The sequence below is a fragment of the Rhodococcus sp. AQ5-07 genome, from assembly GCF_009707305.1.
Lineage (GTDB): Bacteria > Actinomycetota > Actinomycetes > Mycobacteriales > Mycobacteriaceae > Rhodococcus_F > Rhodococcus_F erythropolis.
The window spans coordinates 4,213,694-4,233,935 of the sequence record NZ_CP046099.1; the positions used below are offsets into that span (position 1 = coordinate 4,213,694).

At 62.6% G+C, this 20,242-nt stretch carries 21 protein-coding genes; 5 read left to right on the plus strand and 16 right to left on the minus strand.

What is annotated here, in order from left to right; translation table 11 throughout:
• Positions 1-38: 38 nt before the first annotated feature.
• From GJB56_RS19675 to GJB56_RS19685, 3 genes are all read left to right on the plus strand, one after another.
• The gene (locus GJB56_RS19675; RefSeq protein WP_021345802.1) at positions 39-416 is read left to right on the plus strand and encodes an ArsR/SmtB family transcription factor; all 378 of its coding nucleotides are present in this window, start codon (positions 39-41) and stop codon (positions 414-416) included.
• Complete coding sequence (locus GJB56_RS19680) at positions 413-1,009, plus strand: SRPBCC domain-containing protein (protein ID WP_021345803.1); 597 nt, start codon at positions 413-415, stop codon at positions 1,007-1,009. The genes GJB56_RS19675 and GJB56_RS19680 overlap by 4 nt, the downstream gene beginning before the upstream one ends.
• Before the next feature lie 133 nt (positions 1,010-1,142).
• A complete protein-coding gene (locus tag GJB56_RS19685; RefSeq protein WP_069145447.1) occupies positions 1,143-3,182 on the plus strand; it encodes a YhgE/Pip domain-containing protein in 2,040 nt (679 codons plus the stop codon).
• 38 nt (positions 3,183-3,220) lie between these two features.
• On the opposite strand, the gene GJB56_RS19690 is transcribed toward GJB56_RS19685, so the two are convergent.
• The 12 genes from GJB56_RS19690 to GJB56_RS19745 form a co-directional block, all read right to left on the minus strand.
• The gene (locus tag GJB56_RS19690) at positions 3,221-4,420 is read right to left on the minus strand and encodes a DUF4185 domain-containing protein (RefSeq protein WP_019745693.1); all 1,200 of its coding nucleotides are present in this window, start codon (positions 4,418-4,420) and stop codon (positions 3,221-3,223) included.
• Positions 4,421-4,593: 173 nt separating this feature from the next.
• Complete coding sequence (locus GJB56_RS19695; protein WP_020909426.1) at positions 4,594-5,379, minus strand: RhlG family 3-oxoacyl-ACP reductase; 786 nt, start codon at positions 5,377-5,379, stop codon at positions 4,594-4,596.
• Complete coding sequence (locus GJB56_RS19700) at positions 5,376-6,575, minus strand: acetyl-CoA C-acyltransferase (protein WP_113682691.1); 1,200 nt, start codon at positions 6,573-6,575, stop codon at positions 5,376-5,378. Before GJB56_RS19700 ends, GJB56_RS19695 begins: the two co-directional genes overlap by 4 nt.
• 79 nt (positions 6,576-6,654) lie before the next feature.
• The gene (locus GJB56_RS19705; protein ID WP_003943088.1) at positions 6,655-7,638 is read right to left on the minus strand and encodes an NADPH:quinone oxidoreductase family protein; all 984 of its coding nucleotides are present in this window, start codon (positions 7,636-7,638) and stop codon (positions 6,655-6,657) included.
• Positions 7,639-7,669: 31 nt separating this feature from the next.
• Positions 7,670-8,767, minus strand: a complete 1,098-nt coding sequence (locus tag GJB56_RS19710; RefSeq protein ID WP_113682692.1) for an acyl-CoA dehydrogenase family protein — start codon at positions 8,765-8,767, stop codon at positions 7,670-7,672.
• The gene (locus GJB56_RS19715; RefSeq protein ID WP_003943047.1) at positions 8,764-9,957 is read right to left on the minus strand and encodes an acyl-CoA dehydrogenase family protein; all 1,194 of its coding nucleotides are present in this window, start codon (positions 9,955-9,957) and stop codon (positions 8,764-8,766) included. The genes GJB56_RS19710 and GJB56_RS19715 overlap by 4 nt, the downstream gene beginning before the upstream one ends.
• Positions 9,958-9,991: 34 nt before the next feature.
• Positions 9,992-10,750, minus strand: coding sequence for a 3-oxoacyl-ACP reductase FabG (gene fabG, locus GJB56_RS19720; RefSeq protein WP_042446291.1), 759 nt, complete (start codon positions 10,748-10,750; stop codon positions 9,992-9,994).
• Between the two features lie 45 nt (positions 10,751-10,795).
• Positions 10,796-11,830, minus strand: a complete 1,035-nt coding sequence (locus GJB56_RS19725) for a phosphotransferase family protein (protein WP_029537145.1) — start codon at positions 11,828-11,830, stop codon at positions 10,796-10,798.
• Positions 11,823-12,605, minus strand: a complete 783-nt coding sequence (locus tag GJB56_RS19730) for an SDR family oxidoreductase (RefSeq protein WP_007730827.1) — start codon at positions 12,603-12,605, stop codon at positions 11,823-11,825. The genes GJB56_RS19725 and GJB56_RS19730 overlap by 8 nt, the downstream gene beginning before the upstream one ends.
• 1 nt (position 12,606) lies before the next feature.
• Positions 12,607-13,827 carry an acyl-CoA dehydrogenase family protein gene (locus GJB56_RS19735; protein ID WP_019745701.1) on the minus strand — a complete coding sequence of 407 codons (1,221 nt, stop codon included), beginning with the start codon at positions 13,825-13,827 and terminating at the stop codon, positions 12,607-12,609.
• Positions 13,814-14,617: an enoyl-CoA hydratase-related protein gene (locus GJB56_RS19740; RefSeq protein ID WP_113682693.1), complete on the minus strand. Its 804-nt coding sequence runs from the start codon at positions 14,615-14,617 to the stop codon at positions 13,814-13,816. Before GJB56_RS19740 ends, GJB56_RS19735 begins: the two co-directional genes overlap by 14 nt.
• On the minus strand, positions 14,614-15,435 hold the full coding sequence (locus GJB56_RS19745; RefSeq protein ID WP_020909431.1) for an SDR family oxidoreductase: 822 nt from the start codon (positions 15,433-15,435) through the stop codon (positions 14,614-14,616). Before GJB56_RS19745 ends, GJB56_RS19740 begins: the two co-directional genes overlap by 4 nt.
• Before the next feature lie 158 nt (positions 15,436-15,593).
• Between GJB56_RS19745 and GJB56_RS19750 the strand changes: the two genes are divergently transcribed.
• On the plus strand, positions 15,594-16,070 hold the full coding sequence (locus GJB56_RS19750; protein ID WP_113682694.1) for a MaoC family dehydratase: 477 nt from the start codon (positions 15,594-15,596) through the stop codon (positions 16,068-16,070).
• Between the two features lie 75 nt (positions 16,071-16,145).
• Here GJB56_RS19750 and GJB56_RS19755 read toward each other — a convergent pair whose 3' ends face one another.
• Complete coding sequence (locus GJB56_RS19755; protein ID WP_019745704.1) at positions 16,146-16,859, minus strand: TetR/AcrR family transcriptional regulator; 714 nt, start codon at positions 16,857-16,859, stop codon at positions 16,146-16,148.
• 104 nt (positions 16,860-16,963) lie between these two features.
• Here GJB56_RS19755 and GJB56_RS19760 point away from each other — a divergent pair, with 104 nt between their 5' ends.
• Positions 16,964-18,484 carry an AMP-binding protein gene (locus GJB56_RS19760; protein ID WP_113682695.1) on the plus strand — a complete coding sequence of 507 codons (1,521 nt, stop codon included), beginning with the start codon at positions 16,964-16,966 and terminating at the stop codon, positions 18,482-18,484.
• 52 nt (positions 18,485-18,536) lie between these two features.
• On the opposite strand, the gene GJB56_RS19765 is transcribed toward GJB56_RS19760, so the two are convergent.
• From GJB56_RS19765 to GJB56_RS19775, 3 genes are read right to left on the minus strand one after another with little or no spacing between them, the layout of a single operon-like run.
• Positions 18,537-18,824, minus strand: a complete 288-nt coding sequence (locus GJB56_RS19765) for a putative quinol monooxygenase (protein WP_019745706.1) — start codon at positions 18,822-18,824, stop codon at positions 18,537-18,539.
• A 56-nt stretch (positions 18,825-18,880) separates the two neighbouring features.
• Positions 18,881-19,513 (minus strand): HAD family hydrolase, encoded by a 633-nt coding sequence (locus GJB56_RS19770; protein ID WP_113682696.1) that lies wholly within the window; start codon positions 19,511-19,513, stop codon positions 18,881-18,883.
• A 38-nt stretch (positions 19,514-19,551) separates the two neighbouring features.
• Positions 19,552-20,226, minus strand: coding sequence for a TetR/AcrR family transcriptional regulator (locus GJB56_RS19775; RefSeq protein WP_113682697.1), 675 nt, complete (start codon positions 20,224-20,226; stop codon positions 19,552-19,554).
• Positions 20,227-20,242: the final 16 nt, after the last annotated feature.

Consider the following 20,242-nt stretch of genomic DNA (forward strand, 5'->3'; position numbering starts at 1 on the left):
CGCTTGCCTATATTGGCCATTGCCGATATAAATGACTGGTGCATGCGTTCGACGTTCTCGGAGACCCAGTTCGGCGAAGAATCATGGAGATCCTGTCCAGCGGCGAGCGCTCGGCGGGTCAGATCGCCGAAGTCGTGGCAGCGGAGTTCGGAATCTCGCAACCGACCGCGTCCGGGCACCTGCGAGTGCTCCGAGAAAACGGATTCGCCACAGTCCGCAGCGAAGGCACCAGGCGTCTCTATGCCGTCGAGCCCGCGCCATTGCAAGAAGTGGACCATTGGCTCGACGGATTCCGGCAGTTCTGGAGCGGTCCTCTCGACGCATTGGCCACAGAACTCGCACGAGGGAAACGACGCGGCTCCGAGCGGAGCAGATCTTCACAATCGAATTCTTCCGACGAAGGAGACTCACAATGACCGAGATCGCGAACCAGGACACCAGCCTCACCGCGGTGGAGCGGAGCATGGGCAACCGCGACATCGCAGAAGGTGCGGCTCGAACTGCCGTACTCAAGCGCCGCTACAACGCGTCGGTCGACGACGTCTGGGACGCCATCACGACCCCTGACCGCATCAACCGTTTCTTCCTTCCGGTGAGCGGAGACTTCCAGGTGGGCGGCTCGTACGCCTTCGAAGGCCAGGCAAGTGGCGAGATCCTGGCCTGCGACGCCCCACGCCTGCTGCGACTGCAGTGGACACCGCCCGGCGATCGCGGATACAGCGATCAGGTCGAGATCAGGCTGACTGCAGACGGCCCCGACGCCACCTGGCTCGAGTTGGAGCACGCCTCCGTCGCCGATGTCTTCCGCAACGACCCTGACACCGGCTGCTACGGCGTCGGAACCGGCTGGGAAGGCCCACTTCACTACCTGGGCGAATACTTGCGCGGCACTCTCCCTGATGCGCCGAGCACCGAGTGGTACACCTTCGACGAAGCAGAGGAGCTTCGTCTGGCCAACTTCCGAGGGTGGGAGTGGGCAAAGATCGAGGCAGAGCACGGCGGCCGATAACGCCCAATTCTTCGAAAACGGTCACAAGATGGCCGTTTGCTTTGTATCGTGACCGAGCTGGACGTATGTCCAGCAGTTTTGGTGGCTTCCTTTCGTGCCACACCTGCTTCGGTCCACGAGAAGAGAGCTCCACATGGCGCCACAACCCGTAGTCGACAACGCGGCCACGACGCGACGAACGCACATCATCCGGACAGTTCTCGCTGTCCTCGTCATCGCACCGCTGTCGATTGCGGCGTTCTACATGTGGGCACTGTGGGATCCGGGCGACACGGTCAACCGCTTGCCCGTCGCCATCGTCAACGCCGATGCCGGCACAGAACTCGACGGAACACGTCTGCAAGCCGGCGATGAAGTTGTTGCCGCGCTCGTCGAGAGCGGAGACGTTGCATGGAAGGTCGTCTCGGAACAGGAAGCCGCCGACGGCGTCAACGACGGCACCTACTACTTCTCGGTCGTCATTCCCAAGACTTTCAGCGCAGACGTGGCCAGTGCCGCATCGGGTTCGGGCCGCAAGGCCGAACTCGACGTCTTGTACAACGATTACAACAGTCTGGTCGCCGGCCCGGTCGGTGAAAGCATCATCGCTCAGGTGCGCTCGGCGGTCTCCGAGTCGATCGGCGAGCAGTCCATCGACCAGGTGCTGGTCGGGTTGGGTGAACTCGGAACAGGATTCGGTGAAGCAGCCGCTGGCGCGCAACAACTCTCCGACGGATCCTCCGAAGCACTCGCCGGAACCAACGAGCTCTACGCCGGAAGCAAGGAACTCGCCACCGGCATGGGTGAAGCGAATCAAGGCGGCAAGGAGCTGGCCGCCGGAGCCGGCGAGCTGGCTGCTGGAGCGAACGAAGCTGCTGCAGGCTCGGGCGAGCTGAGCAGCGGACTCAACCAGTTGGTCGGGGGAACCGACGAACTCGGCGCAGGAGCCCTTCAGATCAGCGAAGTGGTCGACATGGTCACCACCCCGGTACTCGACCTCGCGGGGTCCTCGGACGCCGTCGTCGGTCAGATCGACGCCCTCACGTCGATGCTTCGAAACTCGGCTGATCCGGTCTCCGCCGGACTCGTCGAAGCCCTGGATGGACTGCGGGCTTCCCTGACTGCACAACCGTCGGACGACGACGTGATCGGTCAGCTCGGCCAGCTTCGCGACGGTGCGCGGGAGATCTCGCGCCAACTCACCGATCCGAGCAGCGACTACCGTGGCGGGCTTCTTGCCGCGGCGGCCGGTGCAGGTGAACTCAACACGGGACTAGGCCAACTGTCCGACGGCGCAGGCCAACTCTCTACCGGCGCACTGGAACTCTCCACCGGCCTCGGGCAGTTGGACACCGGAAGTATTGCGCTCCGTGACGGTCTCGGGCAGCTATCGGCCGGCGTCGGCGAGCTCGACGCGGGCAGCGCAGAACTCGCCACCGGTTTGTCCGACGGCGCCGCCCAGGTGCCGCAGTTCTCGGACGACGAACGCGCCACCACAGCCAATCTGCTCTCGTCCCCGGTTGCCGTCGACGCGCGGAACAACTATCCCGCAGCCGGTTTCGGACCGGGAGCCGTCCCTGCGGTAATCTCGGTGGCACTGTTCCTGTGCGGAATTCTCACGTGGTTCGTCGTCCGTCCACGACGCGGACGTTCACTGAACTCGCACACCAGCGTGGTGCGTGAGGGGCTGCGCCGCTACCGCATTCCCGCCCTGGTCACCTTGGTCGCGGCGCTCGTGTTGTCGGTGGTGTCACTGACCGTGGCAAGCGTCGAACCACCTAGTGTTCTGGCGATGGTCGCAGTGATGATCCTGGTGGGTGCCGCCGCGGTCAGCTCGGGCAGGCTCTTCACCGTGGTGTTCGGAGCCGTCAACGGAACCTTCATCGCATTGGGCGCCTTGATGATTCAGATCTTCGCCTTCGGCGCGGTGTACCCCATCGAACAGATGCCGACGGTTCTGCAGTGGCTGCACGCCCTGATGCCACTCACGTGGGCGCGCAACGCCATGCGCATGGTCCTTGTCGGATACTACGGCCCGAAATTCTGGGTGGCGGTAATCGCTCTGGCTGCCTTGGTGATCGGAGCCGTCCTGTTCACCATCTGGTGGCGCCGCCGACAAGAACCGCCGACCGACGCCGATGACGACGCGCCGATCACCGAGGAGATCGTGTACCTCCAACCAACGCAAATGTAACTCGGCGCAAACCTGAGTCAGCGCAAACGTGAGTCGGATCAGCGAACGAGCGTCGTACGCATCAACATGACGTTGTAGTCGGCCCACGTGGTGGCAAGGAAGTACAGATCCGAACCACTGGACCACGGGTGGATGTATGCAGCGTAGATACCGGGAACCTCGACCAGATTGACCAATGTTTCCGGTGCCGTCCACGGACCGACCGGACTGGGAGCGGTTCGCATCACGATCGAACTGAACGCGTCGGCGTACATCGCCACGAACTTGCCGAGGAACTCGTTGTACTGAACGGAGATCTCCCCGATGCGGCCGCCCATGACGGGTACGGCCGCAGCGGGATCAGCTCGGATCCAGCCGTTTCCGTTCCAGTACTCGTAGGCGGAAAGATCGAGGATCGCCCCCTCGGGCACGCGAGAAAGTCGAACCTCGCCGGATCGTCCCGCGGGGGTTCCGTAGTTGTAGACGAACCCGCCGTCCTTCACCATCGAGCTCATCTGAAAGTTCTCGCTACCGGCGACGGGGGCGACACCCGCGGGAAGAACCCCACCGATATTGGGGCGCAGCGTCTCCGGACGCATGGTCCACGTCTCGCCGTTGTCCGAGGAGGTGGCAATCTGTGAGTAGTTTGTACTCCACTGCCCGGCCTCGCCCCAGTTGCGCACCGACATGTAGCTCAGATACTGCACACCGTTCACTGCTATGCCGCTCGTGGGGATACTGGAAGCCTCGACGCCCGGAATCTTCAGACCGGAGATGATCTCACGCGCCTGACCGGTACCGTCCTTCGGCGCGCTGTCGATGCGCATCCCGTCGGCGAGTACCCGATCCGAGCTGCGGAAGAGCACATTACTTCGCCACTCGCCCACCAAACCGTCGCAGGTGGGGTTACGACTGAGCCCGGTGGTATCGCCGAAAGCGGTCAGAATCTGCCCCGCACCGTTGTCCCACATGATGCCCAGGTCGGTTCCCAGGACATTGAAGCGATCAACCGTCTTGTTGGGACTGTATGTGCCGGTGATCTTTTCGATCGCGGTAGTACGACCGGACAGACCTGGCAACCCTCCGGTGTTGCCGTTGAGCCACGGCGCCGCATTGGCCGGACCTCCACTACTACCGACGCCACTGACTCCGACGCATCCCGGCGCAGCCATCGCCGGCGAAGCCACCGCCGTGACGGCAGCAGCTGCCAGAGCAGCAACTACCCCGAACACCCCCAACGATCTCCCCGCGCGAAACATGACTCCCCCATGGCCGGGATTGTTGGTGTTGTCGTCGTCGTTCCCCCCGAACCTCGGACAATCTAGCAACTGCAGTCACAGATAACCCAATCAGACAAAGACGCGAAAAGGCCTGAAAGTCATAGTAGTTCAGACTTTCAGGCCTTTTCGGACAGAGAAGATCAGTCAGTAGGTCAGCGCGCTCCGCTCGCACCGCCGTCGAGTGGAATCACCGCGCCGGTCAGATAAGCCCCGGCACGTGAAGCCAGGAAAATGGCAAGACCTGCAGCATCCTGGGGAGTTCCGACCCTGCCCAACGGGACCGAGTCCGCCACAGCCTTTGCACTTTGCTCGTCCTCGAGGAGGAATGCCATCATCTTCGACGGGAACGGGCCCGGCGCAATGGCATTGACCGTGATCTGTTCCCCCGCAAGCGTTGCCGCGAGCTTGCGCGTCAACATGTGCACCGCAGCCTTACTGGCTCCGTACGAGAAGTTCTCCGAACCCGACACCACGAGTCCGTCGATCGATCCGATATTGATCACGCGCGCGGGATCTTCCGCAGTGGCTGCAGAACGCAACTGCGGCAACAGCTTCTGCGTCAAGAGGAAGATTGCCTTGACATTGATGTCGAAAATCTTGTCGAAGCCGGCGGCCGGAAAATCGTCGACGGGAGCTCCCCACGTGGCACCGGCGTTGTTGACCAGTACGTCGAGCGTCGGCGAAATCTCGGCGACCTTCGCAGCGAGGCTCTCGATCCCCTCGTCCGTGGACAGATCGGCCGGATGCGAAATGCAGGTGCCGAACTCCGAAAGCTCTCGCGCGGCTTCGTCACAGGCTTCGGCTTTTCGGGCCGAAATGACGACCGTCGCTCCGCCTTCGACAAATCCGCGAGCGATCATGTATCCGATGCCGCGTGATCCACCGGTGACCACAACGGTCTTGCCACTGACGTCGAACAGTCCCTCGATCAAGCTCATGCGACCTCGAAAAGCCCGGCAGCACCCATGCCGCCGCCGATGCACATGGTCACCACCACGAGCTTGGCTCCGCGCCGTTTTCCTTCAAGAAGAGCATGGCCGACCAGACGAGCACCCGTCATTCCGTACGGATGGCCGACGGAGATACCGCCGCCGTCGACGTTGTACTTCTCGGGATCGATCCCGAGCTTGTCGCGGCAGTACAGGGCCTGAGAGGCGAAGGCCTCGTTGAGTTCCCAGAGATCGATGTCGTCGACCTTCAGTCCGTGAAGATCCAGCAGACGCGGAATCGCGAACACCGGTCCGATGCCCATCTCGTCGGGAGCACAACCCGCGACAGCCATCCCACGGTAGATACCGAGAGGAGCCAACCCGCGGCGTTCCGCCTCGCCCGCCTCCATCAGCACCGAAGCGGAGGCACCGTCCGAGAGCTGAGACGAGTTGCCCGCAGTGATGGAGGAATGCGCACTGACAGTCCCGTCGGCCAGAACCGGTCGCAGACTCGACAGCCCTTCCAACGTGGTGGAAGCGCGGTTGCCTTCGTCCAGGGTCAGCGTCACGGACTCGCTGCGGATCTCACCCATCTCCTTGTCCTGCACTTGCTTGATCGAGGGCAGCGGGACGATCTCGAGATCGAACCGACCTGCGTTCTGAGCTGCTGCGGTCCGCTGCTGCGAGACGAGCGCGAACTCGTCCTGCTGCTCGCGGGTCACTCCGTAGCGCTCGGCGACGATCTCGGCCGTGTGCAGCATCGGCATGTAAATCGACGGCTTGTTTTCCTTCAGCCACGGATCAGCCGCGCGGAAGTTGTTCATGTGATCGTTCTGGACCAACGAGATCGATTCGACTCCGCCGCCGACCGCGATCTGCATTCCGTCGTCCACGATCTGCTTTGCTGCGGTCGCGATGGCCATGAGCCCGGACGAGCACTGACGATCGATCGTCATTCCGGAAACCGAGTCCGGAAGCCCGGCCCGCAGCACCGCTTGCCGTGCGACGTTGCCGCCGGAAGATCCCTGCTGCAGCGCGGCGCCGAGGATGACGTCCTCAACCTCGCCGCCCTCGAGGCCCGCGCGCTGAACTGCATTCGAAATGGCATGTGCAGCAAGCTCTTGAGCCTGAGTGTTGTTGAACGCGCCGCGGTACGCCTTACCGATCGGGGTACGGGCGGTGGAAACGATGACAGCTTGCCTCATCGGGGAAACCTTTCGTCGAACACGAAGTGCTGTGCGCCTTTATTAACCACCGGGGGTTAATAAAGGCGCACAGCAAGAATCAGGGCTGGAACACGACGCGACCGACAGTGGTGCCGTCGCCGAGGCGACCGATACCGTCGGCAACGTCCGTCAACGACAGCCGCTCACTGATCAGTGGTTTGACCAAGCCGGCATCGGCGAGCCTGGTGAGCTCGACGTGGCAGTCGTCGATGGCCTGCTGGTTGTAGGCCTTGTACAGCCCCCAGTGCAGTCCGATGATCGAATAGTTCTTGATGAGAGCGTGATTGAGGGCCGGCTGCGGGATCGTGCCACCGGCGAAGCCGATGATGACGATCCGTCCCTCGAAGGCGATGCACTTGGTGGACTTGGCGTAGGCGTCGCCGCCGACCGGATCGAAGACCACGTCGGCGCCCTTGCCGCCGGTGAACTCCTTGACCGCTGCCACGAAGTCCTCACTGTGACGGTCTACGACGAGGTCTGCGCCGAGCTTGCGCGCGTACTCGGCCTTGTCCGGGCCGCCGACGACACCGATCACCTTGGCGCCTGCCGCCTTGCCGAGTTGCACTGCCGCACTACCGACACCACCCGCAGCAGCGTGGACCAACAACGTCTCACCCTCGAGCAGTTGGGTGCGGCGATGCAGAGCGAACCACGCTGTCTGATAGCCGATGCTCAGAGCGGATGCTTCCGCGTCGTCGAGAGCCGACGGCGCCGGGAACGTGTTGTTCTGATCCAGTACCGAGTACTCGGCGAATCCGCCGGACGGCAGACTCGGATTACCGATCACCCGGTCCCCCACTGCGAATTTGGTCACCGATTCACCGACCGAGACCACTTCACCACACAGTTCGACACCGGGTGTGAAGGGCAGCGGCGGCTTGATCTGGTACTCACCCCGGCACATGAGGACGTCGGGGAAGTTGGCCGGAGCCGCCAGCACCTTGACCAACATCTCCGTCGCATTCGGGGTGGGATCCGCGGTCTCCTCCAACGCGAGCACATCGCGGGGTTGACCGAGTTCGTTGACGCGCCAAGCCTTCACAGCAATTCTCCAGACAGATAGTGGGTGAGTTTCAGGACGAGATCGGGAGGTCGACCAACTCGGCGAGGCGTGCCCGATGCTGATACGCGGTTCCCAGCGACAGCTGATCGCTCTTCGCCCGTTTGAGGTACAGGTGCGCCGGATACTCCCACGTCATTCCGATACCACCATGAAGTTGGACGCACTCCTCGGCAGCATGAACCGCGACGCCGCTGCAGAATGCCTGGGCCACCGTCGCTGCGATCGCCGCATCTTCGTCGCCGCGTGCATAGGTGTCCGCCGCATAGCGTGCTGCCGCGCCCGAAGAGCTGACTTCGAGCCAGAGATCGGCGAGGCGGTGCTTGATCGCCTGGTACGAACCGATCGCCCGGCCGAACTGCTTGCGCTCCTTCACATACGCGAGAGTCGTTTCGAGGCACCACTGAGCTACAGCGAACTGTTCGGACGCCAGAAGTGCGCTCCCGCAGAGCAACGCTTCCTCAACCGCTTGCGCCGCATTGCCGCTGTCGACACGGACCGACGACGAACCCGAGAACTCGACGTCCGCCAATCGGCGCGTCATGTCCAGGGACAGAACCGGCGTGACGGTGGCGTCGGCGATCCGAACGGTATGCAGCTCCAGGCCGCTCTCACCGGCAACCGGAACAACAAGAACATCGGATTCGGCGACGCCGGCAACCGTCGTGACGCTGCCGACGAGTCCACTCGCCGTTGCCTTGACAGTAGGTGTGAAAGTTCCTGGTGCAGTGGACAGCGGGATGACCAGAGCAGCCGTCGAATCCCCCGCTGCCAATTGACCGAGCACCTCGGTCTCGCCGGCCTTCAGCAACGCCGTCGTCGCCAGCACCGCGCTGGTGAAGAACGGAACGGGAGCGACCGCACGTCCGATCTCCTCCATCACGACCGCCGCCTCACGCGTCGACGCACCTGCCCCGCCCAGTTCCTCGGGTACCAGCAGTCCCGCCAAACCGAGTTCCGACGCCAGCGACTTCCACAGCCCGGTGAAGTCGGCGGACACGTCGTCGTACGCCGTGACCACGGTGTCGGCGCCGGCCCGCTCGCTCAGCAGTCGTCTGACGCTGGCTCGCAGATCTTGTTCGGTCTCGGAGTACAGCAGATCGGCGCTCATCGGGGTAGGTCCTTCCAGGCGATGTCCTTGTCGACGCGATGCTCGGGCGGCAACCCGAGTACACGTTCTGCGATGACGTTGCGCAGGATCTCCGACGTTCCGCCCTCGATCGAATTGCCCTTGGCTCGCAGGTACCGGTATCCGGGTTCACGCCCGGTGAAGTCGACGGAATCCGGTCGACGCAGTGTCCAGTCGTCGTAGCGCAGACCGGCTTCGCCGTGCAGTTCGAGGTCGAATCCAGAAATCTGCTGGGCCAAACCGGCAAACGCGAGCTTCATTCCCGAGCCTTCGGGGCCGGGCTGGCCGGCGGCGAGCTGCTGGCGCAGTCGCTCCCCGGTCAGACGCGCAACTTCGGATTCGGTCCAGAGTCGCATCAACTCGTCGTGCATCGCCGGGTTACGCAGCTCGGGCTCGTCACGCCAGGCCTGAGCGACCTTTCCGATCATGCCGCCCTCACGCGGTGCGCCCGAACCGATGGCAACACGCTCGTTGTTCAGGGTGGTGGTCGCAACCTTCCACCCCTGGCCTTCGGCTCCGAGGCGATTGGCGTCCGGAATCCTGACGTCCGTGAGGAATACCTCGTTGAATTCGGCCTCGCCGGTGATCTGACGCAGCGGCCGGACATCGACGCCCGGATCGGTCATGTCGCAGATGAAGTAGCTCAGACCCGCATGCTTGGAACGTGACGGATCGGTCCTGGCCACGAGAATCGCCAGCTGCGCATTCTGCGCGCCCGACGTCCATACCTTCTGCCCGTTGACTATCCAGTCGTCGCCGTCGCGGACGGCGCGGGTAGCGACGGCCGCGAGGTCCGAACCTGCGCCCGGTTCACTGAACAGCTGGCAGTAGACCGTCTCCGCAGTCCACAACGGGCGCAGGAACTTCTGCTTCTGCTCCTCGGTGCCGAAGGCAGCGATGGTCGGTGCCGCCATGCCCAGTCCGATCCCGTTCTTGCCGGTGGCCGGGCCCGGTGCACCGGCGGCCTCCAGCTGAGCGTTCACCTGACGCTGAAAGCTCTGCGGTACACCGAGTCCCCCATGACCTTCGGGGAAATGAACCCACGCCAGTCCGGCGTCGAATCGTGCGCCGAGGAAGTCCGATACCGACACGCTGTTCGGATCGTTCTCCGCGAGAAGCGTGTTCACCTTCTCGGTGAGATCACGCGATACTGCCTCTTCGTCGAAAGCCATGCCCATTCCTTCGGTTCGAGCGGTGAGCGGACGGTCAGTCCTTCGGTCCACCGGCGACGTAGACGACCTGACCGGAAACGAAGCCTGCGCCTTCGCTGACGAAGAACGACGCGGTGTGCGCGATGTCCTCGGGCTGTCCGACGCGATTGACCGGAATCTGCGAAGCGGCAGCGGTCTTGAAGTCCTCGAAGCCGACGCCCATGCGCTCGGCCGTTGCGGCGGTCATCTCGGTTTCGATGAATCCGGGGGCAATAGCGTTCGCGGTCACGCCGAACTTGCCCAGCTCGAAGGCCAATGTCTTGGTGAAGCCCTGCATTCCGGCCTTCGCAGCGGAGTAGTTGACCTGTCCACGATTACCGAGAGCCGACGTGCTCGAGAGGTTCACGATGCGGCCGAACTTCGCTTCCACCATGTACTTCTGCACCGCACGCGACATGAGGAACGCTCCGCGCAGGTGGACGTTCATCACCGAATCCCACTCGGCAACACTCATCTTGAACAGAAGGTTGTCGCGAGTGATACCGGCATTGTTGATCAGCACGGTAGGTGCACCCAGGTCTGCGGCCACACGATCCACCGCTGCAGCAACCGAAGCCTCGTCGGAGACGTCAGCGCCCACGGCCAGTGCTTGGCCGCCTGCGGCCTTGATCGCGTCGACGGTTCCGGCACACGCTGCTTCGTCGAGGTCCAGCACGGCAACGGCAAAGCCGTCTTCCGACAGTCGCTTGGCCACTGCCGCACCGATTCCGCGTGCTGCACCCGTGACAATTGCGGTTCTACGTTCCTGGCTCACTGGCCCTCCATAATTTCGTGATTCGACGGACACCGGACGATCTCGTCAGATCCCGGCCTGATCTGCAATTTCCCTGGCTTTGGCTACCAAGGCGTCAATACGTTCCACGGTGGGAGTTCCGCTCTCGGCGGCATTCTGCGGTTCGTCGCGGGCGCGACGCATCACGCCCTCGGCGATCACGGCGATCTTCCACAGCCCCAAGGTGTGCCAGAACTTCAGCGCAGCCGGATCCCGTCCGGTGGCCTCGAGATAGATCCGGGAGATCTCCTCTCGCGAAGGGAATCCCGGGAGCGCTGACGCCGGGAAATCGCCACCAGTGTCCTCCCCTGCCGCCGGCCAGTACGCCAACAAGCTTCCGACATCGGCCAACGGATCACCGAGTGTGCAGAGTTCCCAGTCGAGGGCCGCGACAACTTCGCCGTTCTCAGCGGAGGTGATCACGTTGCGTAGGTGAAAGTCGCCGTGCACCAACGTGGTTTCGGTGTGAGCCGGCTGAGCTGCAATGAGACGTCGGGTGAGATCGTCCAGGTCAGGGCATTCCCGCGTCTTCGACTGTTCCCACTGTCCGCCCCAGCGCTTCAGCTGCCGTGCAGCGTAAGGCTTGTGGCTTGCCAGGTCGTCGAGACCGGCCTTCCCGAGGTCGACGGCGTGTATTTTCGCCAGCGTCTGAGCGAGCGAGATTCCGATTGCCCGGCGACGATCTTCCGACAACGCCTCCGCAAGAGGCATTCGGTCCACCACTTCGCCGTCCACGAATTCCATGAGGAGCAGCGGAACTTCGGTGACGGCTGGATCCTCGGTCAACCCGAATACTCGCGGCGAAGGCACGTCGGTGGATTCGAGAGCGCTCAGGATTCGAGCTTCGCGCGCCACGTCGTGAGCCGAGGCCAGCAGGTGCCCCAGAGGTGGGCGTCGTAGCACCCAGCGATTGCCGTCTTGATCGCGAACCAGGTACGTGAGATTCGACTGCCCCAGGCCGATTCGATCGAAGGACAACGGCCCGGTGAAGTCGATCCCCAGGCCTGCTATCCACCCGGTGACCGCTTCGGTATCGAGTCCCACTACTCCGACGCTAGCCACCGACGGACGCTCCCTGCCGGAACGGGAGTGCGTCACCCAACAACTGGCCACCGTCGATGGTCATGATCTCGCCGGTGATCCACTGGGCTGCATCCGAAACCAGGAAGGCGATGGCAGCGGCCACGTCCTCGGGTTCACCGATGCGTCCGAGAGCGGTCGACGCGGACACCGCTTCTTCATGTTCTTTCCACAGAGCTTCGGCGAGTTTGGTTCTCACCACTCCCGGTGCAACGGCGTTGACACGAATCTTCGGCGACAACTCGAGCGCCAACTGCTTGGTGATGTGGATCAGAGCAGCCTTCGACGCGTTGTATGTACCGATCCCGGCCTCGAACGCCATGCCGCCGATCGAGGCGGTGTTGACCACGGAACCACCGTGCTCGCCCATCCAGGCCCGCGCTGCCAGGCCGGTCCACAGGACTGGAGCCCACACGTTGACGTCGAAGGTCTTGGCGAAGCGCGAGTGATCCTGGTTGATGATCGGCCCGAACGACGGGTTGGTGCCCGCGTTGTTCACCAAGATGTCGAGACTGCCGAAACGCTCGATCGTCTGCTCGACGCACTTGCGTGCAGCATCCTCGTCCGTCGCGTGAGCGCCGACGCCGATCGCGTTGCCGTTCACCTGCGCGGCAGCCGCATCTGCGGATTCCTGTGAGCGCGAAGTCAGTACGACGTTTCCGCCCGCCGCCGCAATCGCCTGCGCGGTCGCGAGGCCGATGCCCCGCGATGCGCCTGTGACGATTGCCGTCTTACCGGTGAGATCCAGTCCTGCCATGTCAGTTCGCCTTGACTTCGCGGTACTTGCGCAGTTCCTGCTTGGCGATGGCGCGCTTGTGCACCTCGTCCGGGCCGTCAGCCAGGCGAAGGGTGCGCATGTGGGCGTAAGCCATCGCGAGCGGGAAGTCGTCCGTGACGCCGCCGCCGCCGTGAACCTGGATGGCGCGGTCGATGATCTTGAGCGCGATGTTCGGCGCCGCAACCTTGATGGCTGCGATCTCGGTGCGCGCTTCCTTGTTGCCCACCGTGTCCATCATGTGAGCGGCCTTGAGCGTGAGGAGTCGAACCATCTCGATGTCGATACGAGCCTCGGCGATCCAGTCCTGGATATTCGCGTTGTCGCTGACGGGCTTTCCGAAGGTGATGCGGGTGGATGCGCGCTTGCACATCAGTTCCAGTGCGCGCTCGGCCATTCCGATTGCACGCATGCAGTGGTGGATGCGGCCGGGGCCGAGGCGGGCCTGGCTGATCGCGAATCCTTCGCCCTCGCCGGCGAGAATGTCCTTGGCCGGGACGCGCACGTCCTCGAAAGTGATCTCGCCGTGTCCTTCGCGGTCCTGGTAGCCGAAGACCGGCAGGTTGCGCAGGATCGTGACGCCGGGAGCATCGATCGGAACGACCATCATCGACTGCTGACGGTGGGTGGCGGCATTGAAGTCGGTCTTGCCCATGACGATCAGAACCTTGCAGTTCTGGTGCAAAGCGTTGGAAGCGAACCACTTACGGCCGTTCAGTACGTACTCGTCGCCGTCACGGTCCATACGAAGCTGGATGTTGGTGGCGTCGGAACTGGCAACCTCGGGCTCGGTCATCGCGAAAGCAGAACGGATTTCGCCTTCGAGAAGCGGCTTGAGGTACTTCTCCTTGTGCTCGTCGGTGCCGAAGAGCGTGAGTACCTCCATGTTTCCCGTGTCCGGAGCGGCGCAGTTGGTGGCTTCGGAAGCCAGGTGGCTGCGGCCCATGATCTCCGCGAGCGGTGCGTATTCCAGGTTGGTCAGGCCGGGGCCCCATTCGGGATGCGGGTGAAAGAGGTTCCACAGCCCGCGCGCCTTGGCTTCCTTCTTCAAGTCGTCGATGATCGGCGGCTGGAAGTGCGGGTTACCGGACTCACGCATCTGCTCTTCGTAGACCGCTTCGGCCGGGTAAACGTGCTTGTCCATGAAATCGAGCAGTTCGGCCTGGTACTTCTTGGTGCGATCCGAGAACTCAAACACTGACATGTGAACTCCTGACAGAGAGGGAAGGAAAATTGGGGGCTCGATGTTCGAGATGGCTGTTGACGCCCTCGACGACATCCGGGCCGTGAAATGCGTTCAGCATCAGCGATTCCGCACGCCTGGCGGAATCGGTGAAGGTCGAGTGCGCGTCGGCACTCATCTGAGATTTGATGACGGAGAGGGACGTCGGCGAGCAGTTGGCCGCGATGTCCTCGGCGTACGCAATCGCCGCATCCAGAACGTCACCGCCGCTGACCAGGTGGTCGATCAAACCGATACGGTACGCCTCGTCGGCATCCACCATCCGGCTGGAAAGCAGAAGATCGACTGCTCGACTGTGACCGACCAAGCGGGGCAACATCCAGGAGATGCCGTACTCCGCAATCAGGCCTCGACGCGCGAACGCGGTAGTGAATCGCGTTGCACTCGAGCCGAAACGAACGTCACAGTACAGAGCCTCGACCATTCCGAGCCCTGCGGCGACGCCGTTGACGGCAGCGATCAGCGGCTTGCGAATCGTGGTCGGGAAATCACGGTCCCGTGGTCGGACAAGATCACTTTCGGAGACGTCGCCGACGTTCTTCAAATTGCCGAGGTCAGCCCCCGAGCAGAATCCTCGACCGGAGCCGGTGACAACAATTGCTCGGACACTGGGATCTTCGTCTGCTGCGGCCAAAAGGTCGTAGTACTGATCTTCGAGCTCGTTGGTCCACGCGTTGAGAACGCGGGGCCGATTGAATGTCAGGACCAGCACCGCTCCTCTCTGCTCGGAGAGGACGAGTTCCTCGGTCATCGCGTTCCCGCGAGCAGCGACGCCTGATACCGGCGCATCCCGCGCAGCCAACGGTCGTAGTCGGCGCCTTTCTGCCGGTACATGTCTAGAACGTTCTTGTGCGGAAGGATGAGGAATTCCTCGGCATCTACTGCGGCAAGAACGATTTCGGCGCATTCAGCAGGCTCGAGAACATTGCCTGCCGCAAGCACGGCCCCGGTTGCGGCCTTGCCGACCGGATCGCCGGAGTTCTCGCCTTCGTAGAGAAGCTTGGTGTTGACACCCATCGGACACAGGCAACTGACGCGAACGCCCTGATCTCCGTAGGTGATCGAGAGCCACTCGGCAAACGCGACCGCGGCATGTTTGGTCACCGAGTACGCGGCGGACCCGACCTGACTGAGCAAGCCGGCAGCAGAGGCAGTGCTGATGAAGTAGCCTTCCCCGCGCTCGGTCCAACCAGGGACGAGGAGCCTGGCGGCACGAATGTGGGCGCGAACGTTGACGTCGATCGTCGTGTCCCAGACGTCCTCACTGATGTCGAGGCCCATGCCTCCGGTGACACCGGCATTGGCGAAGTAGAGGTCGACCGGGCCGAATTCCTTTTCCGCCTGCGCGATGAGGCCCGCAATGACCGTCTCGTCGGAGACGTCGCCACCCGCAGACACTGCTGCGCCGGGATGCTCCATGTTGATCGCCTCTGCCACTGCCGAAGCTGCCGCCCCGTCGAGGTCGGCTACTACGACGCGAGCGCCCTCTGCGGCCAGTCGCTGCGCCAACGCACCGCCGATCCCCCCGCCGCCACCGGTGACAATTGCTACCTTCTGGGCAACCTTCATGAGCGATTCCTCTCGCTTGCGTCATACCTACGCGCTGACAGTGATCCACGTCTCCCCTCATGTATAGTTGAATCCGGCGTCAGTTTCAACCGTCGAATCGCGACGGTCACCCGAACGGCCCGTTCCGTCCTCCTGAACTGCGATTAAAGGGATCAACGATGACTGAAAACCAATTGCCCGTCCGCCCGTCCATCTTCGCCGAGCTCGAGAAGCTCATCGGCCAGGAACTTGGCCCGACGGAGTGGTACGACATCACCCAGGAGCGCATCAACGCGTTCGCCGAAGCCACAAACGATCATCAGTGGATTCACGTCGACCCGGAACGAGCCGCATCGAGCCCGCTCGGCAGCACGATCGCGCACGGACTCTTCAGCCTCTCGCTGGGCCCACAGTTCTCCTACCAACTCATCCACTTCGACGGCTTCGCCCACAGCCTCAATTACGGCTACGACAAGGTTCGCTTCCCCGCTCCCGTTCCCGTGGGATCCCGGGTCCGCATGCGTGCAACCGTTGTGTCCGCGGAGCAGTTGCCCGGCGGAATCCAGGTGAAGATGAGCCAGGTGGTTGAGCGCGAAGGTTCCGACAAGCCAGTCGTCGTGGCCGAATCCGTCGCTCGCGTCGTCGAGAAAAGCTGAACAGAGAAAAGCTGAAACAAGACCCGGCACGTCCCGGCCGCTCGAACGTCGATACGGCCGGGGCGACCTGCCGCTTCAGGATCGGTCAGGGAACTTCAGCGCGTTAGCCCACAGGTCTGTCACCGTGGCGACAATCTGATCGAACTCCGGCGAACGCCCGTCCACCTCACCCTCATGGAGGGTGAACAGACTGTAGGCGAGCCGACTCACCATGCCGGACAGAGCAATTGACGCTGTCATTGGATCCAGCGTCGTGTCCGCGATACCACGACTCTGCAGATCTGCAATCCCGCGGGCATTACGGCGTATGAACGCATTGGCACGCTCGCTGCGGAACTTCCGGAACTCCGGGTCGATGTGAGCAACCTGCTCCATGAGCCCCATCAATTTCGCATTGCGTTGATACGCCGCCAGATACGCTCGATTACTTGCCTCGAGCACGGCGTACGGATCGTCTGCGCCCGCCACGCGTCCCATGCCCGGGTGCATCATGTCGTCTCGCGCGACCTCGAGGACGGCGGCGAAGACCTCTTCCTTGTTCGCGAAGTAGGTGTAGAACGATCCCGTCGCGCAGCCGGCTTCTTTGGCGATGTCGATCAGACGGGCATCGAGATAGCCACTACGCTCGAATACCGTCCGGGCAGCGGCAATCAGCGCTGCGCGCGTGCGGGTTCCCCGCTCGGTGGTGGGCCGATCTCGGAGCAGCGCAGGCGGAGCCACCGGCAGGGCGGCAATTCGCGATTCGTCATCGAGCACGGTGCGCTCCCCATCCTTCCGAGCCAACATCATTTCGGGACAATCCCAGCAGACTCGATGTTGACGCCGGATTCAAGTGTACGCTCTGGTGAGACCCAGGACACACAATCGGTCGATTCCTCCCGAAAGGCAGAACCATGGTTAGCGTTCTCGACCCGGTGACCCGTCACGCGGAAGTCACTCCGGACAACATCGCAATTCGAAACAGCATTGCGATCCGCGGCACGGCTGAACACTGGACTTACCGGCAGCTCCACGACGCGTCCCTGGCGTTCGCCGGCCGCATTCGCGACGCCGGGTTGAGCGTAGGCGATCGGGTTCTCCTAGCGGCACCGTCGGTAGCGGAATTCGTCGTGGCGTACATGGGAATTCAGGCCGCAGGTTGTGTCGTGGTGCCGATCAACACGATGTCGGCGCAACCCGAAGTCGAGTACGTTCTGGACGACGCGGAGATTTCCCTGGCCATCGCGTGGCATCAGCTCGGTCCCGCAGTCCAAGATGCAGGGAGTGCGCGCGGCGTCCCGGTGTGGACACTCACCGAAGAGTCGGCGAAGGCCGATCATGCACCCGCAACTGTGGTCGACCGTGAAGCAACAGACACCACGGCGATTCTCTATACCTCCGGCACCACCGGACGCCCGAAGGGCGCTCAGCTGACCGTCGGGAATTTGTTGTCCGCCGGTGAGATCGGCGCCGAGAGCAGCCGCGGAAACCCTTCGGACCGCACCGGAACCGGACTGCCGCTCTTTCACATCTTCGGCCAGGGTTCGGTCATGATGGCAACCTTCACCGGCGGCGGATCACTGTCCCTGCTCGCCCGGTTCGACCCCGCTGCCATGCTCGACCTGGTCCGCCGGGACAAGCTCACCATCATGGCCGGTGTCCCCACCATGTGGAATGCCATGCTGCACGCCGCCGCCGATGTGGACAGCTCCGACTTCGAACAACTCAGGATCGCAATCTCCGGTGGCGCATCACTTCCCGGTGAAGTCGCTCGTGCCTTCGAAGCACGGTTCAACTGCACGATCCTCGAGGGCTACGGCCTCACCGAGACGAGCGCGTTCGGGACTTTCAACAGCATCGACCGCGTCGCAAAGATCGGATACACCGGCCGCGCCGTACCGCGCACCGAGGTCGAGGTGCGTGATCACGACGGAAATGTTTGCGAGGCAGGCACAGTGGGCGAGGTGTTCATCAAAGGACCGACGGTCATGAAGGGTTACTGGAAGCGCCCTGAAGACACTGCCGCCGTTCTTTCCGACGACGGATGGTTCCGCACCGGAGACCTCGGTGAGACCGATCCCGACGGGGACCTTCGCATCGTCGACCGAGTGAAGGACCTCATCATCCGTGGTGGATACAACGTCTATCCGGGCGAGGTCGAAGAGGTGCTCTACCAGCACCCCGACATCATCGAAGCCGCAGTGATCGGCATACCCGACGACTACTACGGGGAGGAAGTTGCCGCAGTGGTGGCCGTGCGTCCAGGCTCCGACCTCGAAGCAGACGCCGTCACTTCGTGGGCTCGGGAACGTCTCTCCGCCTACAAGATTCCCCGAGTCGTCCAGTTCATCGACGCACTCCCGAAGGGTTCGACGGGAAAGATCCTCAAGAGATCGATCGACCGAACCGAACTCCTCGCCCAGAAGCAGAACTGAAAACACAGGTGAGCCCCGGCGAGATTTCGCCGGGGCTCACCTGTTCACTCACTCAGAGAGCGTCGAAGTACTCGATCTGCGGGGCGCCGGCGAGGAAGGGTGCCATCGCCTTTCCTGCAGCCTGGAAATGCTCGGACGTTCCGTGAGCCTTGATGGCAGCACCGTCCTGATACAACTCCATGAACTTGTAGGAATTCGCATCCGTTTTCGATCGGATCAGTTGATACAGAACCGTTCCGGGCTCCTCCGTGCGCACCTTCTCCGCAAGTTCGGCGATTACGGCTTCGAACTGCTCGCCGCTTCCGTCCTTGACGGTGATATCCGCGATGACAGCAATCATTCGTTCCTCCAAAAGTGTTCCAGCAGTATTCGAGTGTTACCGAGAAACCTACAGTTTCACTGCGTGGGCAGTAGTCCGAACGTCGATGCCAATTGTCTGCGAGTGCTTTCCGCGTCGGTGTGGAGAATGCCGGCGATCCCCAATCGTGCCGCACCGTCGAGATTCTGTTGCAGATCGTCGATCATCACCGCATCTTCGGGCGCGACGCCCAGTCGCTCACACGCGATGGTATAGATCTGACGAGAGGGCTTACGAATCCCGACTTCCGAGGAGATCACCACTTCGTCGGCCAGGTCCTCGAGGACAAATCCCGCATAACAATCACGCCCGAAAGCATTGGACACGAGCGCAACAGGGTGTCCCGCCGCCCGCACGTCTGCGAGCAGACGCACCATCTCCTCGTCTCGAATCAGCCCGGCTTGCATACGGTCGACCAATCCAACGCTGTCGACGACTGCGCCGTGCGCTCGTAGACGTTCTCCGAATCCGGCCTCGAAGGCCTCCTGGTCGATCTTTCCGGATTCGTGATCGGAGAGCAGCCTCTTCGAGACGTCGTCGCGGGAGAGCAGGGTCAACGGAAGTCGTGGGTCGCCCCCAAGCGAGGCCCCGAAGTCTTCGAAGGCCTGAAGAACACTGGAGGTGAGAACTCCACCGAAATCGACGAGCACTGCCGCACGCGTAGGTGTCATTGCTCCATCAGACACCAAACATGAACCCGGCGTCAACATCAGTTTTGGCGCAGCGAGAATTGTAAAGTGTTGATCCACAACCGGTTGACCGTATCGAGCAGACCATCGAAGGTCACTCCGGCGGCGCCGTCCTCGCCGCCGCGGGATACGAAGTACCCGAACGCAAGTCGACTGATCATCCCGGAGAGTGCCCGAGACGTCAGTAGCGGATCCAGGTTCGCGTCCGCCAGACCGGCTTTCTGCAGCTTCTCGATACTGCGCGCGTTGCGTCGAACAAACGCGTCAGCACGCCCGAGCCGGAGAACCCGGAACTCCGGATCGATACTTGCGACCTGCTCGAGCAGTCCCATCAGCTTCGCGTTACGTCGGTACGCCTCGAGGTACGCGCGGTTGCTCGCCGCGATGACCTCAGCGGGATCCGCGCCTTTCGGAGTGTGCGGCATGCCCGGATGCATCATGTCTTCGCGCGCCAGCTCCATCACAGCCGCGAAGATCTCCTCCTTGCTTGCGAAGTAGGTGTAGAACGTACCGGCCGAGCACTGCGCCTCCACCGTGATGTCGATCAGACGCGAGTCCAGATAACCTGTCCGTTCGAAGACGGTGCGAGCCGCATCGATCAACGCTCGACGCGTACGCAAACCACGCTGAGTGGAGGGGAGTTCCCGTGACACTGTCGACGAAGCATCTTCGGAGCCTGTGCGTGCTGCAGCCATGCTCCAGTTATACGTC